Genomic DNA, 26,625 nt, shown 5'->3' on the forward strand with positions numbered 1-26,625 from the left:
CCTCTCGCATTCACCTGGTTCTCAATACGAGGTTCATTGTCCAGCGCTACCACATGAAGATGATGCATCCTATGAAGAGTGGAAGCATTTAACAACCGCTCACGTCATTCATGGCCTGAGTGCCAGCAAAAATTCCCGGACACCAGGAAGTCCTTCTGTTTCTAATACCGTGAGCAATGCACTTCCAACAATGGCAATATCACTCTTATCGACGAGATAGCGCACATCCTCTGGACGCTGAACACCAAATCCGACGCCAATGGGTGTAGATGCATACTGACGACATCGTGCGATAAAATCTGTGGTGGTAGCATCAAAAGATGTTTTTGAGCCAGTTACCCCTTTTCTTGCAGCGCAATACAAGAGCCCTTTTGTCTTATTGGCAAGGTATATCATACGCGTATCTGGTGTATAAGGGGTCACAATCAGAATGGGATCGATCTGCTGTTGCTCACAGGCTGCGAAGTACTCATCACTCTCCTCAGGAAATGCATCGGGTACGATTAGTCCACGAATTCCAATAGAGGCGGCAGTTTCGACAAAGCGTTGTATCCCATATTGAAGTAAAATATTCGAGTAGGTCATGAAAAGACATGGAAGGTTAAAATCTCTGATGACTTTTTGGGCAAAATTCAGGCACTGCTCCACAGTCGTCCCTCGTTCCAATGCTCTTTGGTTTGCCTTCAAAAACAGCGGGCCGTCCGCAATCGGCTCAGAGAAAGGAAGTTGGAGCTCAACCAGATCCACTCCACATTCATAGAAAAGACGAAGCATTGCATAATTTATCTCGAAATCGGGATAGCCTACAATTTGATGCGCCATCAATAAAATAGATTTCTTTTTACGCTTTTCCAGAATCTCCTGAGCGAGACTGCTGGTATTGTGTGTGTTTTCGTTGGATAAAAGCCTTCCATTCTTCATCGCGTACTCCTTCCGCTATATTAAAAATATCTTTGTCGCCCCGGCCCGATATATTGATGATGATGCTATCGCCCTCTGAGCACTGTTTCATCTCTCGAAAAGCTCCAGCAAATGCATGCGTAGATTCTAATGCGGGAACAATGCCTTCTTTTGTCATGACAAGCTGCAAGGCATTGACAACTTCCTCATTGGTCGCTGCTTCAAAACGCACACGCTTGCGTTCTGATAAATGGGCCAAAAGAGGGGAAACACCGGTATAATCAAGTCCTGCTGCAAGACTGTAGGTCTCTACCATCTGTCCATCTTCGTCCTGCAGGAAGAGGGATTTATACCCCTGGGCGATACCAATTTTCCCTTGCCCATAAGCGATACGCGCAGCATGCTTACCAACCATCGGCCCTTCTCCTCCAGCTTCAACCCCAACAAGTTCAACATCTTCATCCGGCATGAATGCCTTGAATATACCGAGCGCATTCGATCCTCCCCCCACGCAAGCATAGACACGTTTAGGAAGTTTGCCCTCCAATCGAAGGATTTGTTCTCTGGTTTCGTTGCCAATAATCGCTTGAAAAAAAGTCACGAGCGCGGGGAAAGGATGAGGTCCCGAGGCAGTTCCCAGCACGTAATGGGTTGTTTCAAAACTGGCAGCCCAATCTCTCAATGCTGCATTGATCGCATCTTTTAATGTACGAGAACCCGTTTCCACCGGAACAACTTCAGCACCAAAGCGTTTCATCCAAAAGACATTCGCATACTGACGCTCTACATCTTCACTTCCCATGTACACCGTCGCGTTCAAACCAAATTTCGCGGCCACAAGAGCTGTGGCTACTCCGTGCTGTCCGGCCCCCGTCTCAGCGATGATACGTGTCTTGTTCATCCGTTTCGCCAGCATCGCTTGACCCAGGGCATTGTTCAGTTTATGAGCACCGGAGTGATTCAAGTCCTCGCGCTTCATGTACACCCTGGGTCCTCCAAAATAGGCGGTCAACCTTTCGGCATAGGTGAGTGGCGTTGGACGACCAGAAAAGGTGGCCAGATACCCTTGATAGTCCTGCCAAAATATCTGATCCTGCTGTATGTCAGCAAACGTTGCTTTTAATTCGTCAAAGGCAGGAAATAAAATCTCAGGAATAAACATTCCTCCATATGGCCCATAGTAACCATTGGCACTCAATTGCTTTATCTCCTCTTAACTCTTATTCTTGTGAAAAGCTAACACCTGTTGCGCAGTCTCAAGGTCCGTCACAAGAATATCGATCCATTTTCCTCGCAGTGTCGCCGTAATGGCTTCAACTTTATCCTGGCTACCGGCGACACCGATGACATTGGTATGGTGTCTCAGTTCTTCAATGTCAATACCCAGCATTCTCGTTTTTGCAGAAAAAGCGATATTCTCTCCTTGAATATTGAGAAATGACGCGCAAACGTTCGCCACCGCACCTTTTTGTATGACATCGTTTAGGTCAGCGTTTCCAAAGTAACCGCTTTGAACGATTGTTGCCTCTTTTGATACCTGACCAATACCAACAACTGCGACAGTACACGTACGAGCAAGCTCAAGTACAGCGGCTATTTCTGGTTCCTTCATCAAAAGCTCTCTAGTTTCTTGAGAAACAACCACCGCGGGTGCATGTAGAAGCCAGTAGGGCGATTGCATCTTTTCAGCAAACAGCATGGTATTCGCGTTGGCATACCACGAAGACCCAGTAGAGCCCCAACCGCCAACAAGTGGAGTAAACTGGAGCCCATTGCGTGCAAAATAGTCGAGCTCAGCGGCAATCGCTGTAATCGTGCGTCCAGCCATAACTCCCACAATATCATTATCTTTGAGCACGGATTCAAGAAGCGCCGCACAACTTCTCCCTAATTGGTGGAGCAGTTTTTGTTCAGAATGGTCTTCCAGGTCTACAACAAAAGCATCGAGAATACCAAACGTTTCAACAAGTTCCTGCTCAACATCCTGCTCTCGTGAATAAGGGTTGCGAATGGTGATATTGACAATCCCCTGGTCTCTGGCTGTAGCAAGCATTCGACTTACATGAGGTCGTGACATACCAAAGCGTTTGGCAATGTCTTGTTGATTGAGTCCATCTTCGTAATACAGCCGACTGATTTTTACCAGCAATCGTCCCCTTTCGCTTTGAAGATCGGCCATTTTTCCTCCAGGACTGGATGTACAAATGTACATGATATGAAATATTGTACATTTTCATTATACCTGTTCTTTTAATTGTTGGCAAGTCTGTATTCCAGCAATACGAAAGCCCGTTAGCCTACTTTATTAATGATGCTATTCGAGGTATGTCTTCTCTTTGCCATTACCGGGTTATCAGATAGGTCAATATCCCACCGGAAAAGCGAAAATCTCTCTCGTCAATTGGTTGATGCCAGCGCCCAGCAAACAGGACAATGCGGACAGGAAACATCCCTCTGCTGCGTTATGCCTGTGATAGCAAAAGCAACAAGATCTTGACACGTATAAATCGATCAGATATACTACTCAATAAATGAACATTTTATTCATTTATTGAGAAAGAAGAGATTGCAATGGCTCGAACGGCAGAGGCGAATCAACGTTTACGCGAAGCGCAACGCGTGAAGATTCTGGAGAGTGCCAGCAGAGTCTTTGCGCGCCTGGGCAGAGCCGCAACAATGGCTGATGTTGCCACTGAGGCCCAGGTCAGTCAAGGGCTGGCCTATCGCTACTTTGCCAGCAAGGAGGCGCTCTTTCAAGCCTTGATTGAACAGGCCATGCAAACCAATCCGACAGGATTACAGTCATTTCTCGAGATGCCGGGAACGCCAGGGGAGCGCCTAGCCTTGCTGCTTTCACGTCTGGTGGAAAGCAGGTGCGAACACCCTGAACTCTATCAGATTTTAGATCAGGTACAGAACTCTGAGACAACACCAAACAACCTCCGTGCATTGATACGCAAGAGAGGACAAATCTTTCTCGATGTGATGAGTCAACTGATTGTCGAGGGTCAAGCTACCAATGAAATTGCAGGAGGTGATCCAGCCCAACTGGTAACTGCCATTGCTGCATGTCTTGAGGGCTTAACTAAATTAGCGTTACCTCATCCTGAGCAATTCAAAAAGAATTGCCCTGATGTAGGAATTATTCTGCGGATGCTAAAGCCACAAGTAGATTAGCCGTGAGATCTCATCCTCTGTGTCGATGACATGGAGAATTGCAGACCCACAGGATCACAAATTTCTTTGGGAGAGCAGAGGTAACATCTCTATGTCTTAACAAACTGCTGTCTATTCATCAAGATGCTTCATCCATCAAGGGCCTGGATTACTGGTCATTTCTCATTCAAGATGCTTATCATCCTTCTTCAAACGAAAAAGGGAAAATCATGAAACGAAAAGGCATGAACTACGATGTTGGCATTGATTTCGGTCACGGCTACATCTCACGTCCCACATTTGATGCGAGTGTCATGCACCGTGAAATTACCATTATCAAGAACGATCTACATTGCAATGCCGTGAGAATTTCAGGTACGAACATAAGCAGACTGATGACGACCGCAGAAGATGCACTCAAACAAGGCCTGGAGGTGTGGCTTTCGCCACATCTGCATGATAAAACTGCGCAAGAAACACTTGAGTACACAGTCCAGTGTGCCAAAGCTGCTGAAGCATTGCGTACTCGGTGGCCAAAACTGGTCTTCATCCAGGGATGTGAGCTCACATGGTTCATGCAAGGCATTCTCAAAGGGAATAACTTCATGGAGCGACTCGGCAACCCATTGTCTGTATGGTGGAAGCTGAAAGTGCTCAAGTTACACAACAAACCACTGAATACTTTTTTGGCCAAAGAGAATAAAGCGGTGAGGGAGGTCTTTCATGGCCAGGTCACCTATGCATCGGCACCAATTGAGGCTGTCGATTGGAGTTTGTTTGACTTCATAGGTCTCGATTACTACCGTGGAGCGAAAAACAGGAACACCTACGGCGAGCGGCTCAAACGCCACTTCGCTCACGGCAAACCAGTCATGATTACTGAGGTTGGACTCTGTGCCTATCAGGGCGCCGAAGACAAAGGCGGGAGAGGTTTTATGATCGTTGACCAGGCCAACCCAAAGCAGCTCAATGGCAACTACATCCGCGATGAGAGCTTGCAGGCATGTGAGCTTACTAATATGCTCGCGATACTTGATGACGCAAGAGTTAGCGGCGCATTCGTCTTTACGTTCGTCGCACCTGCTTTGCCCCACAATGAAGACCCGCTGCACGATCTCGATCTGGCAAGTTACGCCCTTGTAAAAAGTTACGCCGACAACAAACACGGTGACACGTACCCAGATATGTCATGGGAACCAAAAGAGTCGTTCAAGGCCGTGGCCAATTACTTCAGCAGCCATTAAGCAAGCTCCTTGCAATCCAAAGAAAGAAAGGTTTGATAGCCTGCTAACTCAATTGAGCCTCCAAATCAATCAAGTCATTCCAAAACACTTTCCAGCGGATGCAGCTGTTGGAGACCGGGTAGCACTTCCTCTCCAAGCAGGGTGATTGAACGCACCACATCCTCGTGTTGCATACCATCGTTATAGACCTGACACACAATTTCATTGATGCCATATTCTTGCTGTATGGCTGAAAGCTGTTCGACAACAGAGCTGGGAGTCCCAATGATAAGGTTCAAGCGTCTCGATAGGGCTGCATATTCCCGCCCGTTGGGATAACCATGGAATGCAAATGTATCAAGAGAGCGTGTATAGCGTGCCAGGATGCTACGCATTTGTGCCTGAGCCTCCCGTTCACAGGAGGCAACAGAGACGAAATACTGTTGGGAAACGAAACCAGACTTGCCATTGAGATATGCTCGGTAACGATCCAGGTACTGACGCGTCGCATTCGCAGTTCCTCTATCTGGCATGAGCAGGCTATAGCCGGCAACACCAGCAATTTCAGGGGTTGCATTATTGGCTGTAATCCAGATCAGCTGCTGAGCTAACTGAAGGGGTTGAGCCAGCAGTTCGACCCCTTCGTACTGATAATAGTTCCCCAGAAAATCGATACATCCTTCGTCAAATGCCTGCCGGAGGACCGCAACCATCTCAAGCATGCGGGCGGTCTTTTTATCCAGCGAGATATCACAATGCGCGGAATTGTGCCACTCATTGATGCTTCCTGGCCCAATTCCCAGACGTACTCGTCCCCCTGATAGTATGTCCAGGAGCGCTATATCCTCGGCCAATCTGAGAGGATGGTAGTAAGGAGCCTCCACCAGGGTACCTAGCTCTATGCTGCTGGTAAGCGAGCTTATTCTTGCCAGATGGAGAAAGGGCGAAGATGTAGAGCTACACGCTTCAAAGTGCTGGTTCGCCAGCCAGATAGCATCGAAGCCCAGACGATCAGCGATGATTGCCTGTTCCTCGATCTCGTGGTACAGTTCAGATACTTCTTTGCCTGGAAAAATACCACAATTATAAAACAAGGAGAAGCGCATTACGGCACCTTTCTAGTATGACAGAGCTACAGTCTTAAACAGCCTTTTCAGTTGTGTTGTGTACAAGCGTTCCATTAATCTGCTGTGGATTGATCAGCAAGTTCAGGATTGGGCAGGTACGTTCAACCGCTTCATACAGTGCAGCGATGTCCTCTTTTGAAGCAGGAGAATCAATGTGCACCGTATAAGAGATATTGTGTGGATAAACAGGAACATCCTCGTAGCCGGGTTGGCCAGAACGTGGATCAACCTGCGCCGTAATCTCGACCTCGAGAGAATTCAGTGGAACCTCGCGATCAGCCGCTTGAATCAGGAAAACATGGGTCAGACAACTGCCCAGCACACCCAATTGCAGTTCGGGTGATGAAGGACCAAGGTTGTAGCCGGCGAAATCTGGTCCACTATCGCTGATAATCTGAAAGTCTCGAATACGGATGCGTCGTATTCCGCTACGCCCTTCAACGCGTGCACTCGCGCTGAGCGTAGTTGGGCCAGTATCATTGACCCTGGCGTGTGCGCGGCGTTCAATCAATGCTTGTCTTTTCTGTGCCAGATACTCATTCAGGTCACTCATTGTGTCGTGTCTCCTTTGCAGATACATTTGGGCCTCACCAACATGAACCATACAAAAACAATAAAAGATGTTTACACGAGAAATTAATAAAACGCAAAATAAAGAAAATACTGTGAAGGTACGTTTCGTCAACGTTCTTTCAAGGCCTGCTGGCAGAGAAGCGAAAATGTCGCATCGTCCATGGGTGGATGGTAGAGACCCGCTCGCACATCACGATAATAGCGCTGCAAAGGCTTCTGTAACGAGAGGCTAGCCCCACCAACGATACGCATCGCCAGATCCACCACCTCTACAGCATGGTTCGTTACCAGATATTTGGCGGCGGCAAACTGACTGGAAGAGATACTGGTTGCATCTCTTAGATACTGCTCAACCAATCTGAAAATGACCGCCTCGCTTTGCAAAAGGATCAGTTCTATTTTTGCTATTTTCTCCTGGATATGAGGAACACTGGAGATGGGTTGATCGAGCGAGTTCGGACGCCAGCGCTGAGCAAAACGTATCGCTTCATCACGCGCTCCCTGAGCAATACCTAAATAGACGGCGTGAAGAGGGAAGCTCCATGCGCCTAGTTGGGCCATGGAAGCAGGCGTAAAGTTCCCAAGCGTATCAGCTAAGGCATTTGGTCCCAGATGCACATTGGCAAGAATCAGGTCATTGCTCGCACTCGTTCGCCTACTCACACTCTCCCACGTTTCCTCAATGCGAATGCCCGGCGCATCGCGTGGTACGAGAAAGCTTGCCTGATCAGAAGGGAGGCGAGGGAGCTTTGCCTCGACAGGAGTGTCGTCTTCAATACTACAGCTGACGAGAAAGAAACGGAGTTTTAAGCTTCCTGTGGTATAGGTTTTGCGACCGTTCAGTAACCAGGAACCATCAATCTGACGGCGTGCGGTGGTCGCGGGTTGACCTCCCCGATTGGGGCTGCCCGTTCCAGATGCTGTCGCGGCTCCATTGATAAGAGCGCCATCGTGAACAACCGAGGCACAAATACGTTCAAAGAGTGGGTTGGGCCCATGTGTGCTGGCAGCTATGCGTCCAATAGTCGATAGATGCATGGCTGTTACAAGAGCAGTCGAAGCACATCCCTGAGCCAGTCGTGCCTGAGCTAAAAGCGTATCAAGGACATCAGCGCCTTCCCCCCCAAACTCACGAGGAACAGTCAATGCAAGATAGCCCGACTGATGCAGGTCTCGATAGTTTTCATAGGGAAAATGACCTGCCCATTCACCTTCATTTGCACGCCGCGCAAACGTGTCAGCTAACTCACCAGCCAGAGCCACCAGGCGCTTCTGGCGCTCGGTTCCAGGATAGATTGGAAACGTCATAGAGTATTTGCTCCTTCCGTGCTTTCAGTCAGGCGTAACAAAATCAGCTACGGCGTCAGCAATGTATTTCGTCAAGGGGTGAAGCACAATCATTAATGTTAACTTAGTTGATCAACTTTATACACTTAGAATACCTGAATAAAAAGAGGCCTGTCAATGCAAAAATGGCCAATACATCACTAATATTTATGTATATAATAACTATTGGTGATATATCAGCCAGAGTAACGAGAACACCTCCTTCTTCTCTCGATAGGCACTAGCTTCGAAAAATGATTTTGGTGATACTGATCTTAGTTCGCACCTCCCACCAACCCAACTATTTCCACGTTGCCTGGCCTGGCAAGAGGCTCCGTTCTGAGATATACTGGGAGACCAGAAAAACTCGGCTTTTTAATGACGAAGAACGAGGAACAGATGAAACAACTGCACTATTCTCTCGTGGACGTGTTTACAAATCAGCCGTTCGGAGGAAACCAACTAGCAGTGTTTTCGGATGCACGTGGTCTTACCCCGGAAACGATGCAAGCACTGGCCAAAGAACTGAATCTTTCGGAAAGTGCCTTTGTGCTCCCAGCTCAATCTGCGGCGGCTGATTATCGCGTACGCTTTTTCACACCTGCCATCGAATTGCCGATGGCGGGTCATCCGACGATTGGAACCGCCTTTGTGCTGGCCAATGAAGGCATAATTCCATTCACTGAACCAGAGACGACCATTGCCTTTGAGGAAGGCGTGGGAGTGGTTCCCGTCACCCTCTCTGCCAGGGCAGGGCAGCCTGACTTGATCCGGATGCGTCAGCCACTCCCCACCTTTGGGCCGGTTTTCGCCGATTACGAGGCGATTGCCCAGATGCTCTCCCTTGATCACACCCTCCTCGATACAACGCTCCCACTGGAAGTAGTGTCATGTGGCGTCCCTTTCCTCTTTGTGCCTCTCAAGAGTTTGGAAGCCATACGCTCCATTCGCTTTCGACTGGATGTCTGGGAGCGGGTACTGCGCGATTTTGCCGCCCCACACGTCTTCGTCTTCACGCAAGAGGTAGTGCACGCTGGATCGACCGTGCATAGCCGCATGTTTGCCCCGGCGATGGGCATCGCCGAAGATCCTGCGACAGGGGCCGCCAGTGGCCCGTTGGGCTGCTATCTCGTGCGTCACGGACAGGTGCAACCCACCAAGGTAGGATACAGTCAGATAGTCAGTGAACAAGGCATTGAATTGGGGCGTCCCAGTTTTGTGCAGGTAAAGATCGAGCTTGACGGAGAACACATCACGGGCGTATCAATCGGCGGTCAATGCCACTTCATGGGCAAAGGGTGGATCACACTGGCTGATTAACATGTGTTAGAAGATGCTCTTCTGCTGTTGGTATCGTTTATACGATAGACAGGTGATCCTACCCGCTCCAGATGCAGGTAGGATCGCCCTCATTAAATGCAAAACGTACAGCTACCGTCATAGAACAGAATACTTTCCTAAACAATTCAGGCATACGAGGGAATTGTATACTGGCTGGCCGGGCGAACCAGGCCAAGGTTTTCACGTAAGGTCCGTCCTTCATACTCTGTGCGGAACCTACCACGGCGCTGCAGGATAGGAATGACCAGTTCCACAAAGTCATCTAACCCGGCTGGAAGATAGGGGGGCATGATATTAAAACCATCGGCCGCATCATGAACAAACCATTCCTCCAGGTGATCGGCAATCTGCTCAGGTGTGCCCCAGATGGTGCGATGGCCACGCGCGCCAGCGATGGCCTGATAGAGCTGACGGATCGTCAGGTTCTCGCGCCGGGCAAGATCGGTGACCAGTTTTTGACGGCTCTTGTTCCCGTTGGTTTCTGGTAAATCTGGCAAGGGACCATCGAGCGGATAAGCCGAGAGATCAAAGCCTCCCAGGTTGCCACTCAAGAGGGCCAGGCCAACCCTGGGATGAATCAACTGCTGCAGTTGATCATATTTCTCTTTCGCTTCCGCCTCGGTCCGACCGATCACCGGAAAGACCCCAGGCATAATTTTGAGTTGATCGGGCGAGCGCCCATAACTCGTCAGCCGGCCTTTGATGCCCGCGTAAAATGCTTGAGCCTCTTCTAGCGTCTGTTGGGCAGTAAAGATCACCTCGGCCGTGGACGCCGCGAAATCCTGCCCATCCTCAGACGCGCCAGCCTGCACAATAACGGGATAGCCTTGTGGCGGGCGCGCGACGTTAAGGGGCCCACGAACAGAAAAATGCTTGCCTTTATGATTGAGCGTATGCACCTTGTCGGGATCAACATAGATGCCCGATTCTTTATCCCGCAGAAAGGCGTCATCGTCCCAGCTATCCCAGAGACCAAGGGTAATCTGTAAAAACTCGCGCGCCCGCTCATAACGCAAGGCATGCTCCATGTGCTGCTCGCGATTAAAGTTCCATGCCTCAGCCTCAGTTGCGGAGGTGACCACGTTCCAGCCAGCGCGGCCATGGCTGAGATAATCCAATGACGCAAACTTGCGTGCAATATGATACGGCTCATTATAGGTCGTCGAGGCGGTTGCGACCAGCCCAATGTGGTCTGTCACCGCCGCCAGGGCCGAGAGGAGGGTCAGAGGCTCAAAGTGCACAATCTGACCTGAACGGCTCAACGATTCAGGATTCTGATCGCGACGCACAGCCACACCATCCGCCAGAAAGACCATATCGAATTTAGCACGTTCAGCCGTCTGGGCTAGCTGACGATAATGCGCAAAGTCCAGACCACCATCGGCTCTAGAATCAGGATGCCTCCAGGCGGCCACGTGATGGCCGGTATTCTGTAAGAAGGCTCCTAGTTTGAACTGACCTTGTCTTGTACTCATGGATATACTCTCCTTCTCGCTAACAATGCGTAGGTAACAGATATCTGATTGTATTAGCTACCAGTACCGGAAACGGTGGGCAATTCCAGATCATTGACGGAGCCTGGCACCTTCGAAATAAATCCAGTCGCTTTCATAAAGTTGGCATAGGCAATCAAACCTGAAGGGGTTGTTTCAAAGGCGAGTGACTTGTTATCGATCAGGGTCTTGAACTGCTTGACCGAACCGCGTCCACCACTGCCTGCATCCTGAGCAAGATATTCGGCGGCCTCTTGATGATGGTTGGTCACATACGTAGTCACGGACTGCAAATCCTTATAGACCGTCTTGCTGAACTCTGGATACTGGTTATAGAAGCTCTGGGGAAGCACGATCAGACCGGTTCCAACCGGACCAAAGGGCTGATTGGTATGCAGGACGATGTGACCACCGGCCGCAACCTCGCGCTCCTGGAAAGGAGAACCGGCAAAATTGGCCGCCAACTGTCCAGAGAGGAGCGCCTGCTCGCCATCGACAGAGCCAATCGCCACCAGATTTTTATCCAGGGCGTGTGCATTGCCCAGTTGCTGTTCCGCCGCTTTGCGTAGGACAATGGCTTGTTGCGCGTCAGGAGCCACCACACCAATCTTATCGCCGGGACCAAAATCTTTTAAGGACTTGATGCGCGGATTTTTGGCGACCAGCCAAGTATCACTGCGACTGGTGGCGAGCAATACCTTCCAATCCATGCCGCGATCCCACCCCACCAGAAATGGTGAGATCCCCAGCGAACCAAGTTGTCCCTGACCAGATAGGATCGCTTCACGTACCGCCGAACCGCTATTGACGATTTTCCACTCAATAGTGGTATGGGGAAATTGCTTGCTCAACGTCTTTTGTAATTTCAGCGTAATAAAGGTTACCGAACCAAGGCCCGGCTGATAGACAATGGTGAAGGACGAAGGAGCACCCTTACCTCCATCGGCATTCGCAGCATTGCCGCCGCAGGCGCTCACACAGACAACCACGAGCATCAGTAGGAAAGCCAGGAATCGATAGCGTTGACGTAGCATGATGTTTCTCCTTTTTCTAGCAATAAGTACAGGAATGCCTGCCCACTAGTGAGCCTGCTTCATACCCCATTTCACGATGGTTTGCCGCTCAATCCACTGGAAAAGCGTATCCAGCAGGATACCTAACAGGGAGATAATGACCAGGCCAGCGAAGATGGCAGGTGGATTGAGAAAGTAGCGTGCGTTGTTAATGTACCAACCAAGTCCTCCATTCGATCCAGCCACGCCGAACACGATCTCCGCGCCAACGACGGTACGCCAGCCAAAGGCCCAGGCCAGCCGTAATCCTGATAGGATGTGCGGAAGTGCAGCCGGCAGGAAGACATCGCGCACAGTCTGGATGCGACTGAGACCCAGGTTCTGCGCCACCATCCGAGTCGTGGCGCCAATGGTGCGAAAGCCCGTTTCTGTATTGGCCGAGATTGGCCAGATGGATCCATACACCACCACAAAAATAATGGCGGCTGAATTCAGGCCAAACCAGAGCATCGTCAGCGGTAAGATAGCGATACCCGGCAATGGGCTGAAGAGAGAGGTTAACAGCGTGAGCAAGTCTCGCCCAGGGCGAGAGAAGGCAGCGAATGAGGCCAGGATCACACCCAGCGCAATACCTATCCCCACTCCGATGGCCAGATTTTGTAATGAGATCAGCGTGGCACTGATTAACTGACCATTGCCAATATCGGCATATAGAGCCTGTAACGTGGCAAGCGGAGAGGCAATCAGTAATGCGCTGGCCCCACTAAAGCTGACATAGCACTGCCAGATCAGAAGAAGAATCAGGCCAAAAAAAAGTTGCCGGAGCCACGCTGGTAGCGAACGTCCCTTTTTTGTTCTCACCGTTTTGGCGGAAGCCGCCTGTAACACACTCACAATAGATTCCTTTCTCTCACATAATCCCGTTCGTAGCGTTCCCGATTTATTCTACAGCACTCAACTCTGCGAGTTCTTCAGATTTCGTTTCCTGGTGGATCAGTTGTGAACGCAAATGGATTGAGAGGTCATCAAACTCCTGGCTACCAAACTCGTGCGCATGACGTGTATCGACAATCTTACGAATCAGAGCAGGCGAGGAAGACATGACCATGACGTGCGTCCCCAGGAAGACAGCCTCTTGAATGGAGTGCGTCACCAGCACAATGGTCACCCCCGTACGCTTCCAGATCTCGTTCAATTCCAACTGCAACTGATTGCGGGTAATTGCGTCCAGAGCACCAAATGGCTCATCCATGAGGAGAAGCTCAGGTTCTAAAGCCAGTGCACGAGCCAGGGCCGCACGCTGCTTCATGCCACCAGAAAGCTGATAGGGATATTTATTGGCCGCATGAGCAACCTGGACTAACTCCAGATACGAGCGCGCTTTGCTGATAGCTTCCTGTTTAGAGATGCGTTTGGTCACCCGTAAGGCATAGACGATGTTATCCAATACCGTACGCCAGGCAAACAACTGCTCAAAATCTTGAAAAACAAAGGCGCGATCAGGACCCGGCTTCGTCACGGGTACGTCATTGAGGAGTATCTCGCCCTGTACTGGCGCTATGAAACCACCAATAGCCTTGAGCAGGGTTGTCTTGCCGCATCCCGAGGACCCGATAATCACGAATTTCTCACCACGCTCAATAGAGAAGTTCGCATCTTCCACCACCGCGGCATGCTCGCTATCAGTAGGGCTTTGTGCATAATCCAGATAGAGATGCTTTGCCTGTACGATAAAATCAATATCCTGTTGTTGACTCAAGCTCATGACCTCCTTGCTTCCTGCGTCATCAGACCAGGAGCATTGACCTGACTGACGGCGACCTCCTGCACATGCCCATACCTGCTGCGATAGTAGAGTAACGGCTGATGCTGTGGCCGGATAGCGGTAGAGACAACCTCTCCAACGAAGATTGCATGATCGCCACCAGGATAGCGTGCAACCAGACGGCATTCCAGTGTCGTTAATGCATCATCGAGTAAGGGAACTCCAAGTTGACCGAAGGTGTAAGCAATACCCGCAAATTTCTCAGGCGTGCGACGGGCAAAGTGGCGCGAGAGGTCCTCAGCATGTTCAGCAAGAATGTTTACCACAAAGACTTCACTGGCAATAATCAAATCATGAATAGTCGCATGAAGATCGATTCCTACAAGGATCAATGGGGGATTGAGGGAAAGAGAACAAAAAGAGCTGACCGTGGTCCCATGAAGTTGTCCTTGATGTTGCGTTGTAATCACGGTCACCCCAGAAGCAAAATGACTCAAAGCAAGACGAAATTCACTGTGGTCGACACCCATCGTAATTACCTCTTTCTACCCGTCAATTGTTACCTGCTTCGACTACTCACACCCGTCGGTCGAGCAAGATCAGGATTTTCTCTCAGGAAACGCGTTAAAGCAACGACCTCTTGTCCCAGGAATGCAAGTTCCTCCACCAGCTTTCCCTGCGGCCGCTTTTGCGCATCAAAGTCTCGGGCAGAGACATACAGAGCTCGGGCCGGCGTATAGGCCCCAAAGAAACCAAAGAGCGGCCGGAGCTGATGCTCTATAACCAGCGAATGATGATCACTTCCTCCTGTAGCCAACAAACCTACCACCTTCCCCCGTAATGGATCCTGCCCATGAGGATCATTCGGGACAAGGTCGAAAAAGTTTTTGAGCGCACCCGTATAGGATCCACGGTATACAGGAGTGGCAACAAGATAGGCGTCCGCATCCGCTACCAACGCCAGCGCTCTGCGCGTATCAGCATTGTAGTCCTCAGGGGCACGACCATCACTAAACTCCAAGGCAAAATCACGCAGTTCCAGGACATGGGTCTCAATACTGTGATCATAGGTTCGCGCACCCGCCAGTGCCGCATCGAGCACGACACGGGTACGCGATGGAGGTGGAGTCAGGCTCCCATTGATGGCCAGCAACGTAAAACTCATCGCATCTCCTCTTGTTATTTGTTGACTTAGTCGATCAATATTATTAACAATAATACCCAGCTCGATACAGTCCTGTCAATAAAAAATCGAGATGCATGAAAAATATATATACTATGCATAACTAAAGGTTATGCATATGGAAGAATGTGCGTTTGCACTCTTCTCGAGGAGCACAGCGAGCAAATAATTAAAATTTTTCAGGCAAAAAGAGCAAAAGGAGAAGAAATCACTACTATTTTTGCGAGGAGAGTGTCCATAGAAATACAGGTCACTATGGTATAAATAACTATTGCTGAACAGATACGGGCATGATCCATCTGAATGCTCAGAATAGGGAACGCGTCTCAAGCAGATCTTGACACCAATGAAGATGCTTACACAGGGGGATGGGGAAGCTTTATTCATGCAATGATACACTCGTTCTTCCTCACTTTTATTGTATCATCCTCTGTCTATCAGCACACTGCCTTTTTGGACGATTTTTTTTGGTGTTCCGAGCTTTATACTCTGATGGATGCAATGCCACTTCTGGCACACCTACGATGAAGGCATTTACTTTCATCAGATGTGTGCCAGGCTCTTGTCATGCGCGCAAAGAGTCGCGGAGAGAGTTGGTATGACAGCAAGCGAGCGCATCTGTTCGACTAAAGGAGAGAGAAATATGAGTTCTTTTGTGCTTGGTTTTCAGGATATTGATAAAACAAAACTCATGGTTGTTGGAGGAAAAGGCGCGAACCTGGGGGAACTCTCCAAGATGGAAGGAATCCACGTACCGGATGGCTTTTGTATTTCTACGGAAGCCTTTCAAAGAATCATGGGGGAAACGTCGTCGCTGAACGCATCACTTGCTCAATTATCGCTTCTCAAGGTGGAAGACCAGGAGAAAATCGCTGAACTGAGCGGTGAGATGCGCCAGGTCATCGAAGGGGCAGCCATCCCTGCAGATATTCATGGAGAGATCACCCAATACCTCCGCAAACTTGGTAAAAACAATGCCTATGCAGTACGCTCCAGCGCAACTGCCGAGGATTTACCGACGGCTTCCTTTGCCGGACAGCAGGATACGTATCTGAACATTATCGGGGAGGAGGCAATCCTCAAACATATCAGTAAGTGCTGGGCGTCGCTCTTTACGGAGAGGGCAATAATTTACCGTCTTCAAAACGGCTTCGATCACCGTAACGTCTCCCTGTCTGTGGTTGTTCAGAAGATGGTCTTCCCGCAGGTGGCAGGAATTTTGTTTACTGCCGATCCTGTCACCTCTCATAGGAAAGTGCTATCTATTGAGGCCAGCTTCGGACTTGGAGAGGCCCTGGTCTCCGGACTGGTGAATGCTGATAGCTATAAAGTGCGTAACGGCACAATTATTGGTAAGAAGATATCCACCAAGAAATTGGCTATTGATGTCTTAAAAGATGGTGGTACGCAAGAACGGGAAATTGAGCCAGAGAGGCAGAATAGGCCAGCTCTAACGGATGAACAAATTTTGCAGCTTGCACGCGTGGGCAAAAAGATCGAAGAACATTTTGGTTGCCCACAAGATATCGAATGGTGTCTGGCTGATGATACATTTTCTATTGTCCAGAGTCGACCAATCACAACGTTATTCCCGATCCCTGAAGCAAATGATCAAGAAAATCATGTGTATGTCTCTGTCGGACATCAGCAAATGATGACCGATCCCATGAAACCATTGGGGTTGTCTTTTTTCCTGTTAACCACCAATGCACTCATGCGTACGGCTGGTGGACGGTTGTTTGTTGATGTAACCCCTCTGCTGGCTGCACCGTCGAGCAGAGAAAGAATATTAGAGGTTCTGGGAAAAGGCGATCCGCTCATAAAAGATGCATTGGTGACTGTCATACAACAAGGAGATTTTATCCAGTCACTACCAGATGATAAACAAGAAAAACCTCTTGGGAAAAGCAATCAAGCTCCGAAAATGGCGGATTATCAAATACTCAACGAATACGATCCAGCCATCGTTTCTGAGTTGATCAAGCGGAGTGAAACAGCAATAGAAGAGCTCAAACAAAACATTCAGACGAAATCGGGATCGGATCTGATTGAATTTATTCTGGAAGATATTCCAAATTTAAAGAAGAGTTTATCTGATCCGCAAAGTTTTGGGGTGTTTATGTCTGCCATGAATGCTTCCTCATGGGTCAATGAAAACATGAAGGAGTGGTTAGGTGAAACAAACGTCGCAGACACGCTTTCTCAATCAGTGCCAAACAATATTACGTCTGAAATGGGGTTGGCGCTATTGGATGTCGCAGATGTCATTCGTCCTTATCCAGAAGTCATCACTTACTTGCAGCAGCTAAAAGATGATACCTTTTGGGATGAACTGGGAAAGCTTGATGGTGGGCAGCAAAGCCGGGAGGCTCTCTCGGCTTATCTCGACACATATGGCATGCGCTGTGCCGGAGAAATCGATATTACCAGACCTCGTTGGAGCGAAAAACCTGCGACGCTTATCCCGCTGATTCTCAGTAACGTCAAAAACTTTGAGCCAGGTGAAAGCAAGCGGAGATTTGAGCAAGGACGACAGCAAGCATGGCAAAAAGAACAAGAGCTATTAGAGCGCTTAAAGCAATTACCAGATGGTGAACAAAAAGCTAACGAGACAAAACGCATGATCGGCCTCATCCGAAATTTCATCGGGTATCGTGAATATCCAAAATACGCCATGGTTCAACGCTACTTTATCTATAAGCAAGCTTTGCTACAAGAAGCCGAACACCTCGTACAAGCCCATGTACTTCATAAAAAAGAAGCTATCTTCTATCTCACGTTTGAAGAGCTGCGCGAAGTTGTACGCACCCATACACTGGATGATCAGATCATCAGTCAGCGAGAAGACGCGTACACATTCTATGAAAAACTCACTCCCCCACGTGTTATCACCTCTGATGGTGAAATCATGGCCGGTAAGTACAAACGGGAACATCTCCCAGCCGAAGCGATTGTTGGTCTCCCAGTTTCGTCTGGAGTAATAGAGGGACGAGCACGCGTCATCTTACGCATGGAAGACGCTGATCTGGAAGATGGAGATATAGTAGTCACCACCTTTACAGACCCGAGCTGGACACCCTTGTTTGTCTCCATAAAAGGATTGGTCACCGAAGTTGGTGGATTGATGACGCATGGAGCTGTGATCGCACGTGAATATGGTTTACCAGCAGTCGTCAACGTACAAAATGCCACCCGGCTGATCCATGACGGACAGAAAATCCGCGTGAATGGAACGGAAGGCTATGTAGAAATACTCTAAAGGAGGACAGCAGAAAGATGCGGCTCCCAGGTGAGATACCGCTAGATTTCAGCGAGCGCGAAGGGCCGTTTCCCGGTAAAGAGGAGGAGATTGTCTCACTCATGGCCCAGAATCAGGCCCCCAAATTTACCTGTGCGCGCTGTGGCAAACCAGCTAAACTGATCAGCACCGATTACAGTGATGAGGGTATCCTGTGCTATTGTAAGTCATGCGCGAGCAAGCAGAACCTGGAATTCGAGATGAACTTGCTCCCCATTGTCAACTCTCCGCGCGTTGGCGTCTGTGCATATGGTGACTAACTGTGTTTGATTTCGATCCACTCACAGCTTTGGCACTGTGCTGTAAACATGCCCGGAGCGCCAGTGCGCTCCGGGCATGTTTACAGCACAGTGCCAAATGAAATCATTCTATTGCTCATGCAGATGTCATTTCACACACAGCTATTATTTTTGACCGTTTGAGTCTCACAAAAAATGGAAGTTTCGTATCCTCGATGTTTCTTGATCAACTATTGCAGTTTTTGCAACCAGCTTGCAATAGCCTGTCCAATTTCATCAGGAGAATCTTCCTGCGGGGTATGGTGTCCGCGCACTCTTACCTTAGTTTGAGCAGGCCACGTGTGATTAAACCCAACCTTCTGGGGATCTTGTGTTCCCGGAATGGCCTGGATGAACAGTTTGGGGACGGGACTCTGAGAGAGCCAGAGTCCAAAGGCTGTGACAATCTCGGTAACATCGGTCGGATCGCCCTCGATGGGCAATTGACGCGCCCAGGAAAGGGTTGGGCGGCGAGCTTCGCCGGGTTCGGCAAAGGGACGACGATACTCGTTCATCTCTTCGTCTGTCAGGGTGCGCTGAATGGTCCTGGGCAGATTGAATTCAATAAACGAGTTCTGCTCCAACACCAGTTGCTCACCCTGGGAGGAGCGCAACGCCTGGAAACGGGTGCGAGCGACCTCCGGCATCTCGCTCCACGAGGAGGTACCCATGACGGCCTCCATATAGGCGATCCCGCGCACTGCCTGTGGATGGCGACGAGCCCAATCAAACGCCAGGGCCGCACCCCAGTCGTGCCCCACAAAGATGACACGCTCGCGTACTTCTAGCACTTCCAGCAAGGCATCGAGAAAGCGGCGATGCTCGACGAACGTGTAGGAACCGGGACCGCTCTCCGGTAGCTTCTGCGAATCGCCCATGCCGATCAGGTCTGGAGCGATGATGCGACCAAAACTCTGCACGTAGGGCAGGATGTTGCGCCAGATATAGGAAAAGGTAGGATTGCCATGTAAGAAGACGATCGGATCACCCTGACCCTCGTCTACATAGGCCATCTCCAACCCTGACACGACTTTCCGTTTCTTCTCGTAGGGAAATGCTGCGCTGATCATATGCATACGACACCTTTCTAAAATCGCGTAATGCTGTCCAGTTCTTTCTCAGAGCCAGACGTTTGTTTGATGCCTGCAGTATAGCCTGAGCAAGGCTGTAGAGACTTCATCCTTTCGGATGATTGCCTATATGATCGGCGAACAGCGTTGAGGAAGCAGGTCAGGTGTGCTTACGAGAGGAGTTGAAGGTCATGGGCAACGGCGAGAGCCTCGCTACGCCTGTGTACTCCCAGTTTGGTGTAGATGCTCTGCACCTGGGTGCGCACTGTATTGATCGAGACAACCAGGGCCGTGGCTATTTCCGCGTTGGTACGATGCTCGGCTAGAAGACGTAACACGCGCACCTCTTGCGGCGAAAGCGGCTCAATGAGCAGATCAGCCCGATCGGCTTCCTCTCCTGGTTGCGGGACCGGAAAAGCGCGCAACAATGCATGGATATAAGCTCGCAAAGGCTGGTCATGGCACCGGGATAGAAGTGAACGTAGTAGCATGACCATCGGTTCACCAGCATCGAGAAACAGGCGTATGAGATGATGAGGGAGCGCCAGGACCAGCACCTCACGCAGGAGATCCAGCGCCTCAGCCCTATGCTTCTGGCCAGAAGCGCTCAGCGCCATCTCCACCTTTGTATGCAGTAGACCACGCATATGTCCCGCTTCCTGCGTCGCCAGGAGCAACTGCTCAAGCTGATGTGTGGCCTCTGCTTCTTCGCCCTGTATCCGCAGCCAGCGCGCCTGCAACACATCATCCTCGACTCTCCGCGTGAAATCAGCAGGAGGCGTGTGCAGGAAAATCCATTGCTGGACTGTCAGGTAGTCGCCCGCGAGGAGCGCCAGGGAAGCCTGGGCCGTCCGGATATCCTGCACGAGCTGGTTTTGGAAGGCCGGAACGCGCTCTAGAAGATCCGTGAGCCGCTGTTGGGCAACACCTGTGTCACCTTGCGCCTGCTGAATACGAGCCAGGAGCAGTAATGCATGGATCTTGTGATCCAGAAATGTATAAGCCTGGCTCAAGGCAATAGTTTCCTGAAGAAGCTGCGTCGCGCGAGCGAGTTCATTGCGTTCATAGCAAAGGGCCGCGTAGCCAGTCAGGGCTGTGCAGTGCCAGTTTGCTAGTGGTGCAGTAAGATGGCCATCCACCGCCGGAAGAGAAACCTCAAGGGCCTGACGATAGAAGGAGGCCGCTTGCTGGAGTTCTCCAAGTTCAAAATGCACCTGCGCAAGCCTGATTGTCGCAGCCTGGTAAAACAAATGATTGTTTGCTCTTGCCAGGCGCTCGTGAGCATCCTGCAAAACACTGAGAGCCTGTGGAAAACGTCCTGACACAATCCATTGCGTTGCCACAATCGTTGCACTAAGGCCGCGCCAGATATCTTGCGTCTGAGGCAGCCAGACCTGAGCCTGTCTGGCGTATGCCACTGCGACCTGCATTTCGCCCCGCCGTAAAGCGAGCAAAGCGCGAAAGGCCAGTAGCTCACCGAGCAGAGAGAAATGCTGCTCCCGACGACAATGGTCTTCTGCCTGCTGCAAGAGATATTCCATAGCGGTGATCGACTGGGAATCAGGTTGCCAGGCGGGGTTTTGCCAGAGCATCACCGTAGCATAGCTCAGACAGAGCACAGGATGCTGCTCAAAGAGCGCTTCCGAGAGCTGCTCAAACCAGCCCAATAACGTATATGCCTCTTGCACTTCTCCCGGCACCGTCTGCTCCTCTATAAAGTGCGTCAATAAGAGCGCCGCCCGCGCCTGGTCCTGAGCAGAAAAGGCGGCATCAATGGCTTCGTGAAGAGCGCCAGAGCGTTCGTACCAGTGAGAGGCGCGAGCAAAGATATCGTGCAGAACCTCTTTGCTCCACCTGCGGGCCGCCTCAGCGCTCAGAGCATCGGCGAAGAGGGTATGATAGCGATACCACTGGTGAGCCTCTGAGGGTGATCGATGAGCGTCATCGTCCAGCCGCTCAAGGAACAGGTTCGCCTGTTCAAGCGACGTAAGCAGATCCTGACTGCGCTCCTGCTCGGTTACGGCATCGCAGAGAGCAGCGGTCAGGCGCGGCAAAAAACTTGTTTGCAGCAAGAACCGTTGCACTGATTCTGGCTGGGAATAAAGAATCTCCGTTATAAAATAGTCCTGAGTGATAACACTGTTCTGGAGCAGAAGCATAGCCAGCTGCTCTTCCTGCGTTGAAGAGGTGGCGCGCTGGAGGGCGAGCTTTGCAAGATGCAGTCCTACACCCCAGCCTTCCAGCCGGACATGGAGCCGTTGAATCAGTGGTGCACTGAGCGGAAATGGCAGGGATTGGCGCAGAAAGGTCGAGGTCTCCTCCCACGAGAAACGCAGGTCGTCAGCGCGAACGTCAGTCAGGACATTACGCGCCCGCAGATTTGCCAGAGGGAGGGGCGGATCGCTGCGCGTGAGCATCAGCACATGGAGCGTGGTGGGAAGATGGCGCAAGAAAAAGGCGAGCGCTTCGTGAAGAGCATCCTCAGTGATCACCTGATAATCTTCCAATATCAGAATGCCCCTTGCCGGGGCCTGCGCCAGCGCATTGAGGAAGGTCGTAAGCCATCCTGAGAAATCGGTAGGCAGAAAGGGAGGCTGAAGAGTGAGGTCTGTAAAAACGCGGTGAACCTGCGTAAGATCAGTTTCGAAAGCCTGACAGGCTGCGAGGAGATAGCGCCAAAAGCGTCGCGGGTCATTCTCAGAACGCTCCAGGGTGATCCAGGCCACCGGGGGAAAATCAGCCTGTGTCCGCCGTGCTGTAATCCACTGACTGACCAGGGTTGTCTTGCCAAAACCAGCGGGAGCCGAGAGCAGCGTCAGTGCGCCTGCACGCCCCGCGTCAAGCAGCGCAAACAGTCGCGGGCGCTCCAGCAGAAAAGCAGGCAGGCGTGGCTGCGACAACCTGGAGAGGAGTAATGGATGTGCATCCGCAGGTAGGGCAGGGGTAGCCTCTCTGGTAGGCAGGTGCGCTGGCTCAGTCTGAATGGGCTGCCGTTCTGGTGCATGTTCTAGACTATACGCAACCTCCTCCAGGCGTGCAAAGGTCAGGCTCGCTTCCTTGCCAAGGTAGCGTTTCACGAGACGCCCACATAAACGCCGATACGCATACCAATAACTTCCTCCACGCTGTCCCCGCTGCTTGCGAATTGTATAGTGCGCACCCTGACGACTATGGAAAGAGAAAGAGGAATGCGCCTCTAACCAATCGCCAGTCAGCACATGTCCGTTCGCCTGGTTGCCAGTTGAGAGCATATAAGTCTGCGTTTGCTCAGACCACCGAACCTGAGCGCGGGCATATCTGGGCATAGAGCCTACTTTCTGGGCAAAGACAAAGGGGACGTCGTGTTGCCTAACAACTGTAACGCAACAAATATAGCACAGATTGTTCTGTTAGGCAACAAAAAAAGACAAGCGGGCGGCATTCACTTTGTTGCCACGGTATGTGCACCATGAGAGTTATCTCCCAGGGGCAAGCAGGTAGATACGACCCGCAACATGTTGTACCTACCTGCTTGCCCGTTCGTTCGGCATATGCTACACTTGCTGCTGTTGGGTGCAAAAAAAATCAAGGGAAAACACCCAGTAGGAAGCATCTATGCCAAAACCATCACTCCATATTCTTCGCTGGTCCGCAGAATACCAGCGCTATGAGCTCTCTGCCAGAGGCACCCTTCAACACTGCTTTCCTTTGCATGACGAGCAGAATTGGCTGAACTGGCTCGATGAACAGACCTCTTTTGCTTTTCATGGCCAGCATGGGCATCTGAGCGTGGTCAAGGAAGAACGGGCACGTGGGGGAGGATACTGGTATGCGTATGGCACACCGCAGGGAGGCCCCAGGAAACGTTATCTTGGTCCAACAGCAAAGGTGACACTGGCACGCCTGGAAGAGGTGGCTGGTGTCCACGCGGCTCTTTCCCCGGGACCTCTGCGTCAGAACAGCCTGCCGTTGCCCGTCCTTGCCTCCAGGCTCTCGCCCCCACAGCTCCCGACGACGCTGGTTGAGCGCGAACGCCTGCACATGCGTCTGGAGGAGGCGCTGGCCCATCCATTGACCCTGCTGTCCGCCTCTGGTGGCTGGGGAAAAACGACCCTGCTCTCAGCGTGGGCGCGGCAACAGGCGTCCTATACCATTGCCTGGCTTTCGCTTGATGAGATGGATAGCATTCCTGTACGCTTCTGGAGCTCGGTGATTGCGGCTCTACGGACCTGCCATGCTGGTATCGGTGCGACAGCGCTGGCACTGCTGTACGCCCCCCAGCCGGTACCGCTTTCGCTTATTCTGACCTCTTTGCTCAATGAAATAGCCAGCCTGGAAGGGACAATAGTGCTTGTGCTGGACGATTATCATCTCATCACAGATCCTGCTACCCACGAGTCCATGGGCGATGTCCTTGAACACCTGCCCACTACTCTGCGCCTGCTGCTTTCCACCAGGGTTGACCCTCCTCTCCCCATCTCGCGTCTGCGCATGCGTGGACAGGTGAGCGAAATCCGTGCCCTGGATCTGCGCTTTCAAGCCAACGACACCCGCCATCTTCTGCTCCAACGCATGGCGTTGCCCCTCTCAGACACGGAGATCGACATCCTGGAGCAGCGCACGGAGGGCTGGATTGCGGGACTGCAACTCGCTGGACTGGCAATGCGCCAGCGCGAGGATCACGCTGCCTTTGTTCAGGCCTTTGGGGGTAGCCATCGGTATATCCTGGACTATTTTCAGGATGATATTCTGTCTCATTTACCGCCGGCCGCGCAGGATTTTCTGCTCCAGACCGCTATTCTCTCACGCTTATATGCTCCGCTCTGTCAAGCAGTGACCGGTGAGACGGCTAGCCAGGAACTTCTGGAGGAGATGGAACGCGAGAACCTTTTTCTGGTTCCCCTGGATGAAGAACGGCGCTGGTATCGCTTTCACGAATTATTTCGCCAGACCTTGCTCGCGCGTCTCACCATGCGTCATCCCGAACGGGTACCTGTCTTGCATCTACGCGCTGCGCGCTGGTACGAGGCGCATGGAGCCCTGCGGGAAGCTCTCGCGCATGCACTCTCCGCCGCGGACTTCGCCTACGCTGCTCAGCAAATGGAGCATGCCGCGGAAGAAGCATGGGCCATGGGAGAAGCACGCACAGTCCATGGCTGGATCGAGTTGTTGCCAGATACGGTCTTACGTGACCATACACCATTTGCACTCACTGCGGCACTGCACCTGCTGCACATCCTCTTTGGAGTCCCCGATGAGCAGCAACGAGCGGCAATTGGGCCTACGATTGACCGCGTAGAACGCCTGCTGAACGAGGCGGTCCTGACCAAAACGGAGCGGGATCATCTCCGCAGGCGCGTGCGGCTCTTTCATCTGTGGAGCATAGCCAGTCAGGCCATCCAGGCACGAGACATGACGCAGCTCCAGCAGTGCTGCCAGGAGATGCTACCGCTGGCCAGCGAAGACGAGATTATCTGGCAACTGGCACCTCTATTCGTCAATTTCATCTTGTGCATGAATACACTGGAAGCCTGTGATGCCCTCAAAGCAGCCCTGCTGGCCGCGGGACAACAAGCAGAAGAAACGCAGCAACGTTATGAATGGCTGCGAACCAGACAGTGGCTGGCTCAGATCCTCTGGGAAACAGGTGCTGCTCATGAGGCCGAGCGTGAGTGCCTGAGGCTCCTCACTCTGCTTGAACAGGGGGGTGATCAACAGACCTCGATTGGAGGCTATCTCTCCCTGACCCTGGCCCGGATCTGCTGGGCCAGCCATCGGTGTGAAGAGGCGCACGCCCACCTGACCCGCGCACGCCACCTCGCGCAGAACTGGCACTATCAAGCCTTACTTGCGGAGTGCGTTGAGTGCAGTGTGATGTTCGCCCTCGATATGGATGAACTGGATGAGGTAGAGCAAACGCTGCGGCACCTGACCCAGGAGGGCGGGATAGCCATTCGCCTGCCTCAGGTAGAGAGCGTGCAAGTACGACTCTGGATAGCACAGGGAAACCTCGCGGCCGCGCAAACCTGGGCCACGCATACACACTTTGACCAGGACAGGCCGACAGATGCATCCGCCTGGGAAACCGCCCTGTCGCTCGCTCGCCTTCGGCTCGCTCAGCACGCCTATGCAGCCGCCCTCTCCATCCTGGAACGTCTGTTGAGTAGCGCCGAACAAGGCCAGCGACCAGAGAGGATCGCGCAGACGCTGACGCTCCAGGTAATTGCCCTTGATGGTCTGAAAGAGCATGAGCAGGCCAGGCAACTCGCAGTGCGTCTGCTCCAGATCGCCCACCCGGCAGCTCTGGTACGCATTTTTTTACAGGCGGGTGAACCTCTGCATCGCACACTAAAGCAGCTACGTATCACACGCACAGTAGAAAGCGTGCGCTCGGGAGACGTGGAAGCTTATCTCGCACTGGTGCTGGAGGCTTTTGAGCAAGAGGAGCGACAGCACCTCATTCCGGCGTCGCTGCTAGCCCCACACAAAGAAGCCAGCCACTCATCTCAAGCCACACCTGCTCCATCTGTGCTTCATGAGCCACTTAGCTCCCAGGAACAGCGGGTGCTACGCCTGCTCGTGGCCGGGCATACCTACGCCGAAATAGCCCGGGAGTTGATTGTTTCCCCCAACACCATTAAAACGCAGGTGAGCAGCATCTATCGGAAACTCGGCGTCAGCCGCCGTGCCGAAGCCAGCCTCGTCGCCCTTCAGCTCCACCTGCTCTAGCCTCTACACGGCTCGTCTTCCCCGGAAGTGCGGAACAGAGATCTCCGTCCTGCGCGCCCCTGTTGTGCGCAGGCCCGATGCACCCAACGCCACCGAAAAAATCACCCGTTCAATCGCGAACCCGGGCGAAGGCAAGAACCCTCTCTCGCCGTTATACTTCTTCATGTGAGG

Annotated in this window: 20 protein-coding genes; 6 read left to right on the forward strand and 14 right to left on the reverse strand. The window is 51.6% G+C overall.

The features are described 5' to 3' along the window. Window positions 1-108: 108 nt before the first annotated feature. The 3 genes from trpA to EL633_RS25990 are packed head-to-tail and all read right to left on the reverse strand — an operon-like array spanning window position 109 to window position 3,079. Entirely contained in the window at window positions 109-921 is an 813-nt protein-coding gene (gene trpA, locus EL633_RS25980; protein ID WP_126630185.1) for a tryptophan synthase subunit alpha, read from the reverse strand. Next, a complete protein-coding gene (gene trpB, locus EL633_RS25985) occupies window positions 842-2,098 on the reverse strand; it encodes a tryptophan synthase subunit beta (RefSeq protein ID WP_126630186.1) in 1,257 nt (418 codons plus the stop codon). Before trpB ends, trpA begins: the two co-directional genes overlap by 80 nt. A gap of 15 nt (window positions 2,099-2,113) precedes the next feature. Beyond that, complete coding sequence (locus EL633_RS25990; protein ID WP_126630187.1) at window positions 2,114-3,079, reverse strand: sugar-binding transcriptional regulator; 966 nt, start codon at window positions 3,077-3,079, stop codon at window positions 2,114-2,116. A 392-nt stretch (window positions 3,080-3,471) separates the two neighbouring features. Here EL633_RS25990 and EL633_RS25995 point away from each other — a divergent pair, with 392 nt between their 5' ends. Both EL633_RS25995 and EL633_RS26000 read left to right on the forward strand, forming a co-directional pair. Beyond that, window positions 3,472-4,077, forward strand: coding sequence for a TetR/AcrR family transcriptional regulator (locus tag EL633_RS25995; protein WP_126630188.1), 606 nt, complete (start codon window positions 3,472-3,474; stop codon window positions 4,075-4,077). A 38-nt stretch (window positions 4,078-4,115) separates the two neighbouring features. Next, window positions 4,116-5,300, forward strand: coding sequence for a glycoside hydrolase family 113 protein (locus tag EL633_RS26000; RefSeq protein WP_246039258.1), 1,185 nt, complete (start codon window positions 4,116-4,118; stop codon window positions 5,298-5,300). Window positions 5,301-5,374: 74 nt separating this feature from the next. Here EL633_RS26000 and EL633_RS26005 read toward each other — a convergent pair whose 3' ends face one another. The 3 genes from EL633_RS26005 to EL633_RS26015 all read right to left on the reverse strand — a co-directional run bounded on the left by EL633_RS26005 (window position 5,375) and on the right by EL633_RS26015 (window position 8,287). Continuing rightward, window positions 5,375-6,385, reverse strand: coding sequence for an LLM class flavin-dependent oxidoreductase (locus tag EL633_RS26005; protein WP_126630189.1), 1,011 nt, complete (start codon window positions 6,383-6,385; stop codon window positions 5,375-5,377). 34 nt (window positions 6,386-6,419) lie between these two features. Then, window positions 6,420-6,959, reverse strand: coding sequence for an OsmC family protein (locus EL633_RS26010; protein WP_126630190.1), 540 nt, complete (start codon window positions 6,957-6,959; stop codon window positions 6,420-6,422). 128 nt (window positions 6,960-7,087) lie between these two features. Further along, complete coding sequence (locus EL633_RS26015; RefSeq protein WP_126630191.1) at window positions 7,088-8,287, reverse strand: acyl-CoA dehydrogenase family protein; 1,200 nt, start codon at window positions 8,285-8,287, stop codon at window positions 7,088-7,090. 417 nt (window positions 8,288-8,704) lie between these two features. Between EL633_RS26015 and EL633_RS26020 the strand changes: the two genes are divergently transcribed. After that, a complete protein-coding gene (locus EL633_RS26020) occupies window positions 8,705-9,625 on the forward strand; it encodes a PhzF family phenazine biosynthesis protein (RefSeq protein WP_126630192.1) in 921 nt (306 codons plus the stop codon). A 146-nt stretch (window positions 9,626-9,771) separates the two neighbouring features. Here the strand turns inward: EL633_RS26020 and EL633_RS26025 are convergent, their stop codons facing one another. From EL633_RS26025 to EL633_RS26050, 6 genes are read right to left on the reverse strand one after another with little or no spacing between them, the layout of a single operon-like run. Then, entirely contained in the window at window positions 9,772-11,121 is a 1,350-nt protein-coding gene (locus EL633_RS26025; protein ID WP_126630193.1) for an LLM class flavin-dependent oxidoreductase, read from the reverse strand. Between the two features lie 53 nt (window positions 11,122-11,174). Continuing rightward, window positions 11,175-12,173, reverse strand: coding sequence for an ABC transporter substrate-binding protein (locus tag EL633_RS26030; protein ID WP_126630194.1), 999 nt, complete (start codon window positions 12,171-12,173; stop codon window positions 11,175-11,177). A 45-nt stretch (window positions 12,174-12,218) separates the two neighbouring features. Next, on the reverse strand, window positions 12,219-13,046 hold the full coding sequence (locus EL633_RS26035; RefSeq protein ID WP_246039259.1) for an ABC transporter permease: 828 nt from the start codon (window positions 13,044-13,046) through the stop codon (window positions 12,219-12,221). A 46-nt stretch (window positions 13,047-13,092) separates the two neighbouring features. Continuing rightward, window positions 13,093-13,911, reverse strand: a complete 819-nt coding sequence (locus EL633_RS26040) for an ABC transporter ATP-binding protein (protein ID WP_246039260.1) — start codon at window positions 13,909-13,911, stop codon at window positions 13,093-13,095. A gap of 2 nt (window positions 13,912-13,913) precedes the next feature. Further along, window positions 13,914-14,447 carry a flavin reductase family protein gene (locus EL633_RS26045; RefSeq protein ID WP_126630197.1) on the reverse strand — a complete coding sequence of 178 codons (534 nt, stop codon included), beginning with the start codon at window positions 14,445-14,447 and terminating at the stop codon, window positions 13,914-13,916. Window positions 14,448-14,476: 29 nt separating this feature from the next. After that, entirely contained in the window at window positions 14,477-15,082 is a 606-nt protein-coding gene (locus tag EL633_RS26050) for an NAD(P)H-dependent oxidoreductase (protein WP_126630198.1), read from the reverse strand. A gap of 661 nt (window positions 15,083-15,743) precedes the next feature. Between EL633_RS26050 and ppsA the strand changes: the two genes are divergently transcribed. Both ppsA and EL633_RS26060 read left to right on the forward strand, forming a co-directional pair. Further along, complete coding sequence (ppsA, locus tag EL633_RS26055) at window positions 15,744-18,359, forward strand: phosphoenolpyruvate synthase (RefSeq protein ID WP_126630199.1); 2,616 nt, start codon at window positions 15,744-15,746, stop codon at window positions 18,357-18,359. 17 nt (window positions 18,360-18,376) lie between these two features. Next, window positions 18,377-18,658, forward strand: a complete 282-nt coding sequence (locus EL633_RS26060; RefSeq protein WP_126630200.1) for a hypothetical protein — start codon at window positions 18,377-18,379, stop codon at window positions 18,656-18,658. A gap of 209 nt (window positions 18,659-18,867) precedes the next feature. Here the strand turns inward: EL633_RS26060 and EL633_RS26065 are convergent, their stop codons facing one another. Together EL633_RS26065 and EL633_RS26070 are read right to left on the reverse strand one after the other, a co-directional pair. After that, window positions 18,868-19,746 (reverse strand): haloalkane dehalogenase, encoded by an 879-nt coding sequence (locus EL633_RS26065; protein WP_126630201.1) that lies wholly within the window; start codon window positions 19,744-19,746, stop codon window positions 18,868-18,870. Between the two features lie 170 nt (window positions 19,747-19,916). Further along, entirely contained in the window at window positions 19,917-23,051 is a 3,135-nt protein-coding gene (locus EL633_RS26070; RefSeq protein ID WP_126630202.1) for a DUF6788 family protein, read from the reverse strand. Between the two features lie 289 nt (window positions 23,052-23,340). Between EL633_RS26070 and EL633_RS26075 the strand changes: the two genes are divergently transcribed. Further along, window positions 23,341-26,454: a winged helix-turn-helix domain-containing protein gene (locus EL633_RS26075; RefSeq protein ID WP_126630203.1), complete on the forward strand. Its 3,114-nt coding sequence runs from the start codon at window positions 23,341-23,343 to the stop codon at window positions 26,452-26,454. Window positions 26,455-26,625 lie beyond the last annotated feature (171 nt).

Source organism: Dictyobacter alpinus (assembly GCF_003967575.1).
Taxonomy (GTDB): Bacteria; Chloroflexota; Ktedonobacteria; order Ktedonobacterales; family Ktedonobacteraceae; genus Dictyobacter; species Dictyobacter alpinus.

What these genes read in the sequence shown, in the direction of transcription:
- trpA (WP_126630185.1), bottom strand. Translation starts at nt 921, where the DNA reads ATGAAGAATGGAAGGCTTTTATCCAACGAAAACACACACAATACCAGC.
- EL633_RS25990 (WP_126630187.1), bottom strand. Translation starts at nt 3,079, where the DNA reads ATGGCCGATCTTCAAAGCGAAAGGGGACGATTGCTGGTAAAAATCAGT.
- EL633_RS25995 (WP_126630188.1), top strand. Translation starts at nt 3,472, where the DNA reads ATGGCTCGAACGGCAGAGGCGAATCAACGTTTACGCGAAGCGCAACGC.
- EL633_RS26005 (WP_126630189.1), bottom strand. Translation starts at nt 6,385, where the DNA reads ATGCGCTTCTCCTTGTTTTATAATTGTGGTATTTTTCCAGGCAAAGAA.
- EL633_RS26010 (WP_126630190.1), bottom strand. Translation starts at nt 6,959, where the DNA reads ATGAGTGACCTGAATGAGTATCTGGCACAGAAAAGACAAGCATTGATT.
- EL633_RS26015 (WP_126630191.1), bottom strand. Translation starts at nt 8,287, where the DNA reads ATGACGTTTCCAATCTATCCTGGAACCGAGCGCCAGAAGCGCCTGGTG.
- EL633_RS26020 (WP_126630192.1), top strand. Translation starts at nt 8,705, where the DNA reads ATGAAACAACTGCACTATTCTCTCGTGGACGTGTTTACAAATCAGCCG.
- EL633_RS26025 (WP_126630193.1), bottom strand. Translation starts at nt 11,121, where the DNA reads ATGAGTACAAGACAAGGTCAGTTCAAACTAGGAGCCTTCTTACAGAAT.
- EL633_RS26030 (WP_126630194.1), bottom strand. Translation starts at nt 12,173, where the DNA reads ATGCTACGTCAACGCTATCGATTCCTGGCTTTCCTACTGATGCTCGTG.
- EL633_RS26045 (WP_126630197.1), bottom strand. Translation starts at nt 14,447, where the DNA reads ATGGGTGTCGACCACAGTGAATTTCGTCTTGCTTTGAGTCATTTTGCT.
- EL633_RS26050 (WP_126630198.1), bottom strand. Translation starts at nt 15,082, where the DNA reads ATGAGTTTTACGTTGCTGGCCATCAATGGGAGCCTGACTCCACCTCCA.
- ppsA (WP_126630199.1), top strand. Translation starts at nt 15,744, where the DNA reads ATGAGTTCTTTTGTGCTTGGTTTTCAGGATATTGATAAAACAAAACTC.
- EL633_RS26060 (WP_126630200.1), top strand. Translation starts at nt 18,377, where the DNA reads ATGCGGCTCCCAGGTGAGATACCGCTAGATTTCAGCGAGCGCGAAGGG.
- EL633_RS26065 (WP_126630201.1), bottom strand. Translation starts at nt 19,746, where the DNA reads ATGATCAGCGCAGCATTTCCCTACGAGAAGAAACGGAAAGTCGTGTCA.
- EL633_RS26070 (WP_126630202.1), bottom strand. Translation starts at nt 23,051, where the DNA reads ATGCCCAGATATGCCCGCGCTCAGGTTCGGTGGTCTGAGCAAACGCAG.
- EL633_RS26075 (WP_126630203.1), top strand. Translation starts at nt 23,341, where the DNA reads ATGCCAAAACCATCACTCCATATTCTTCGCTGGTCCGCAGAATACCAG.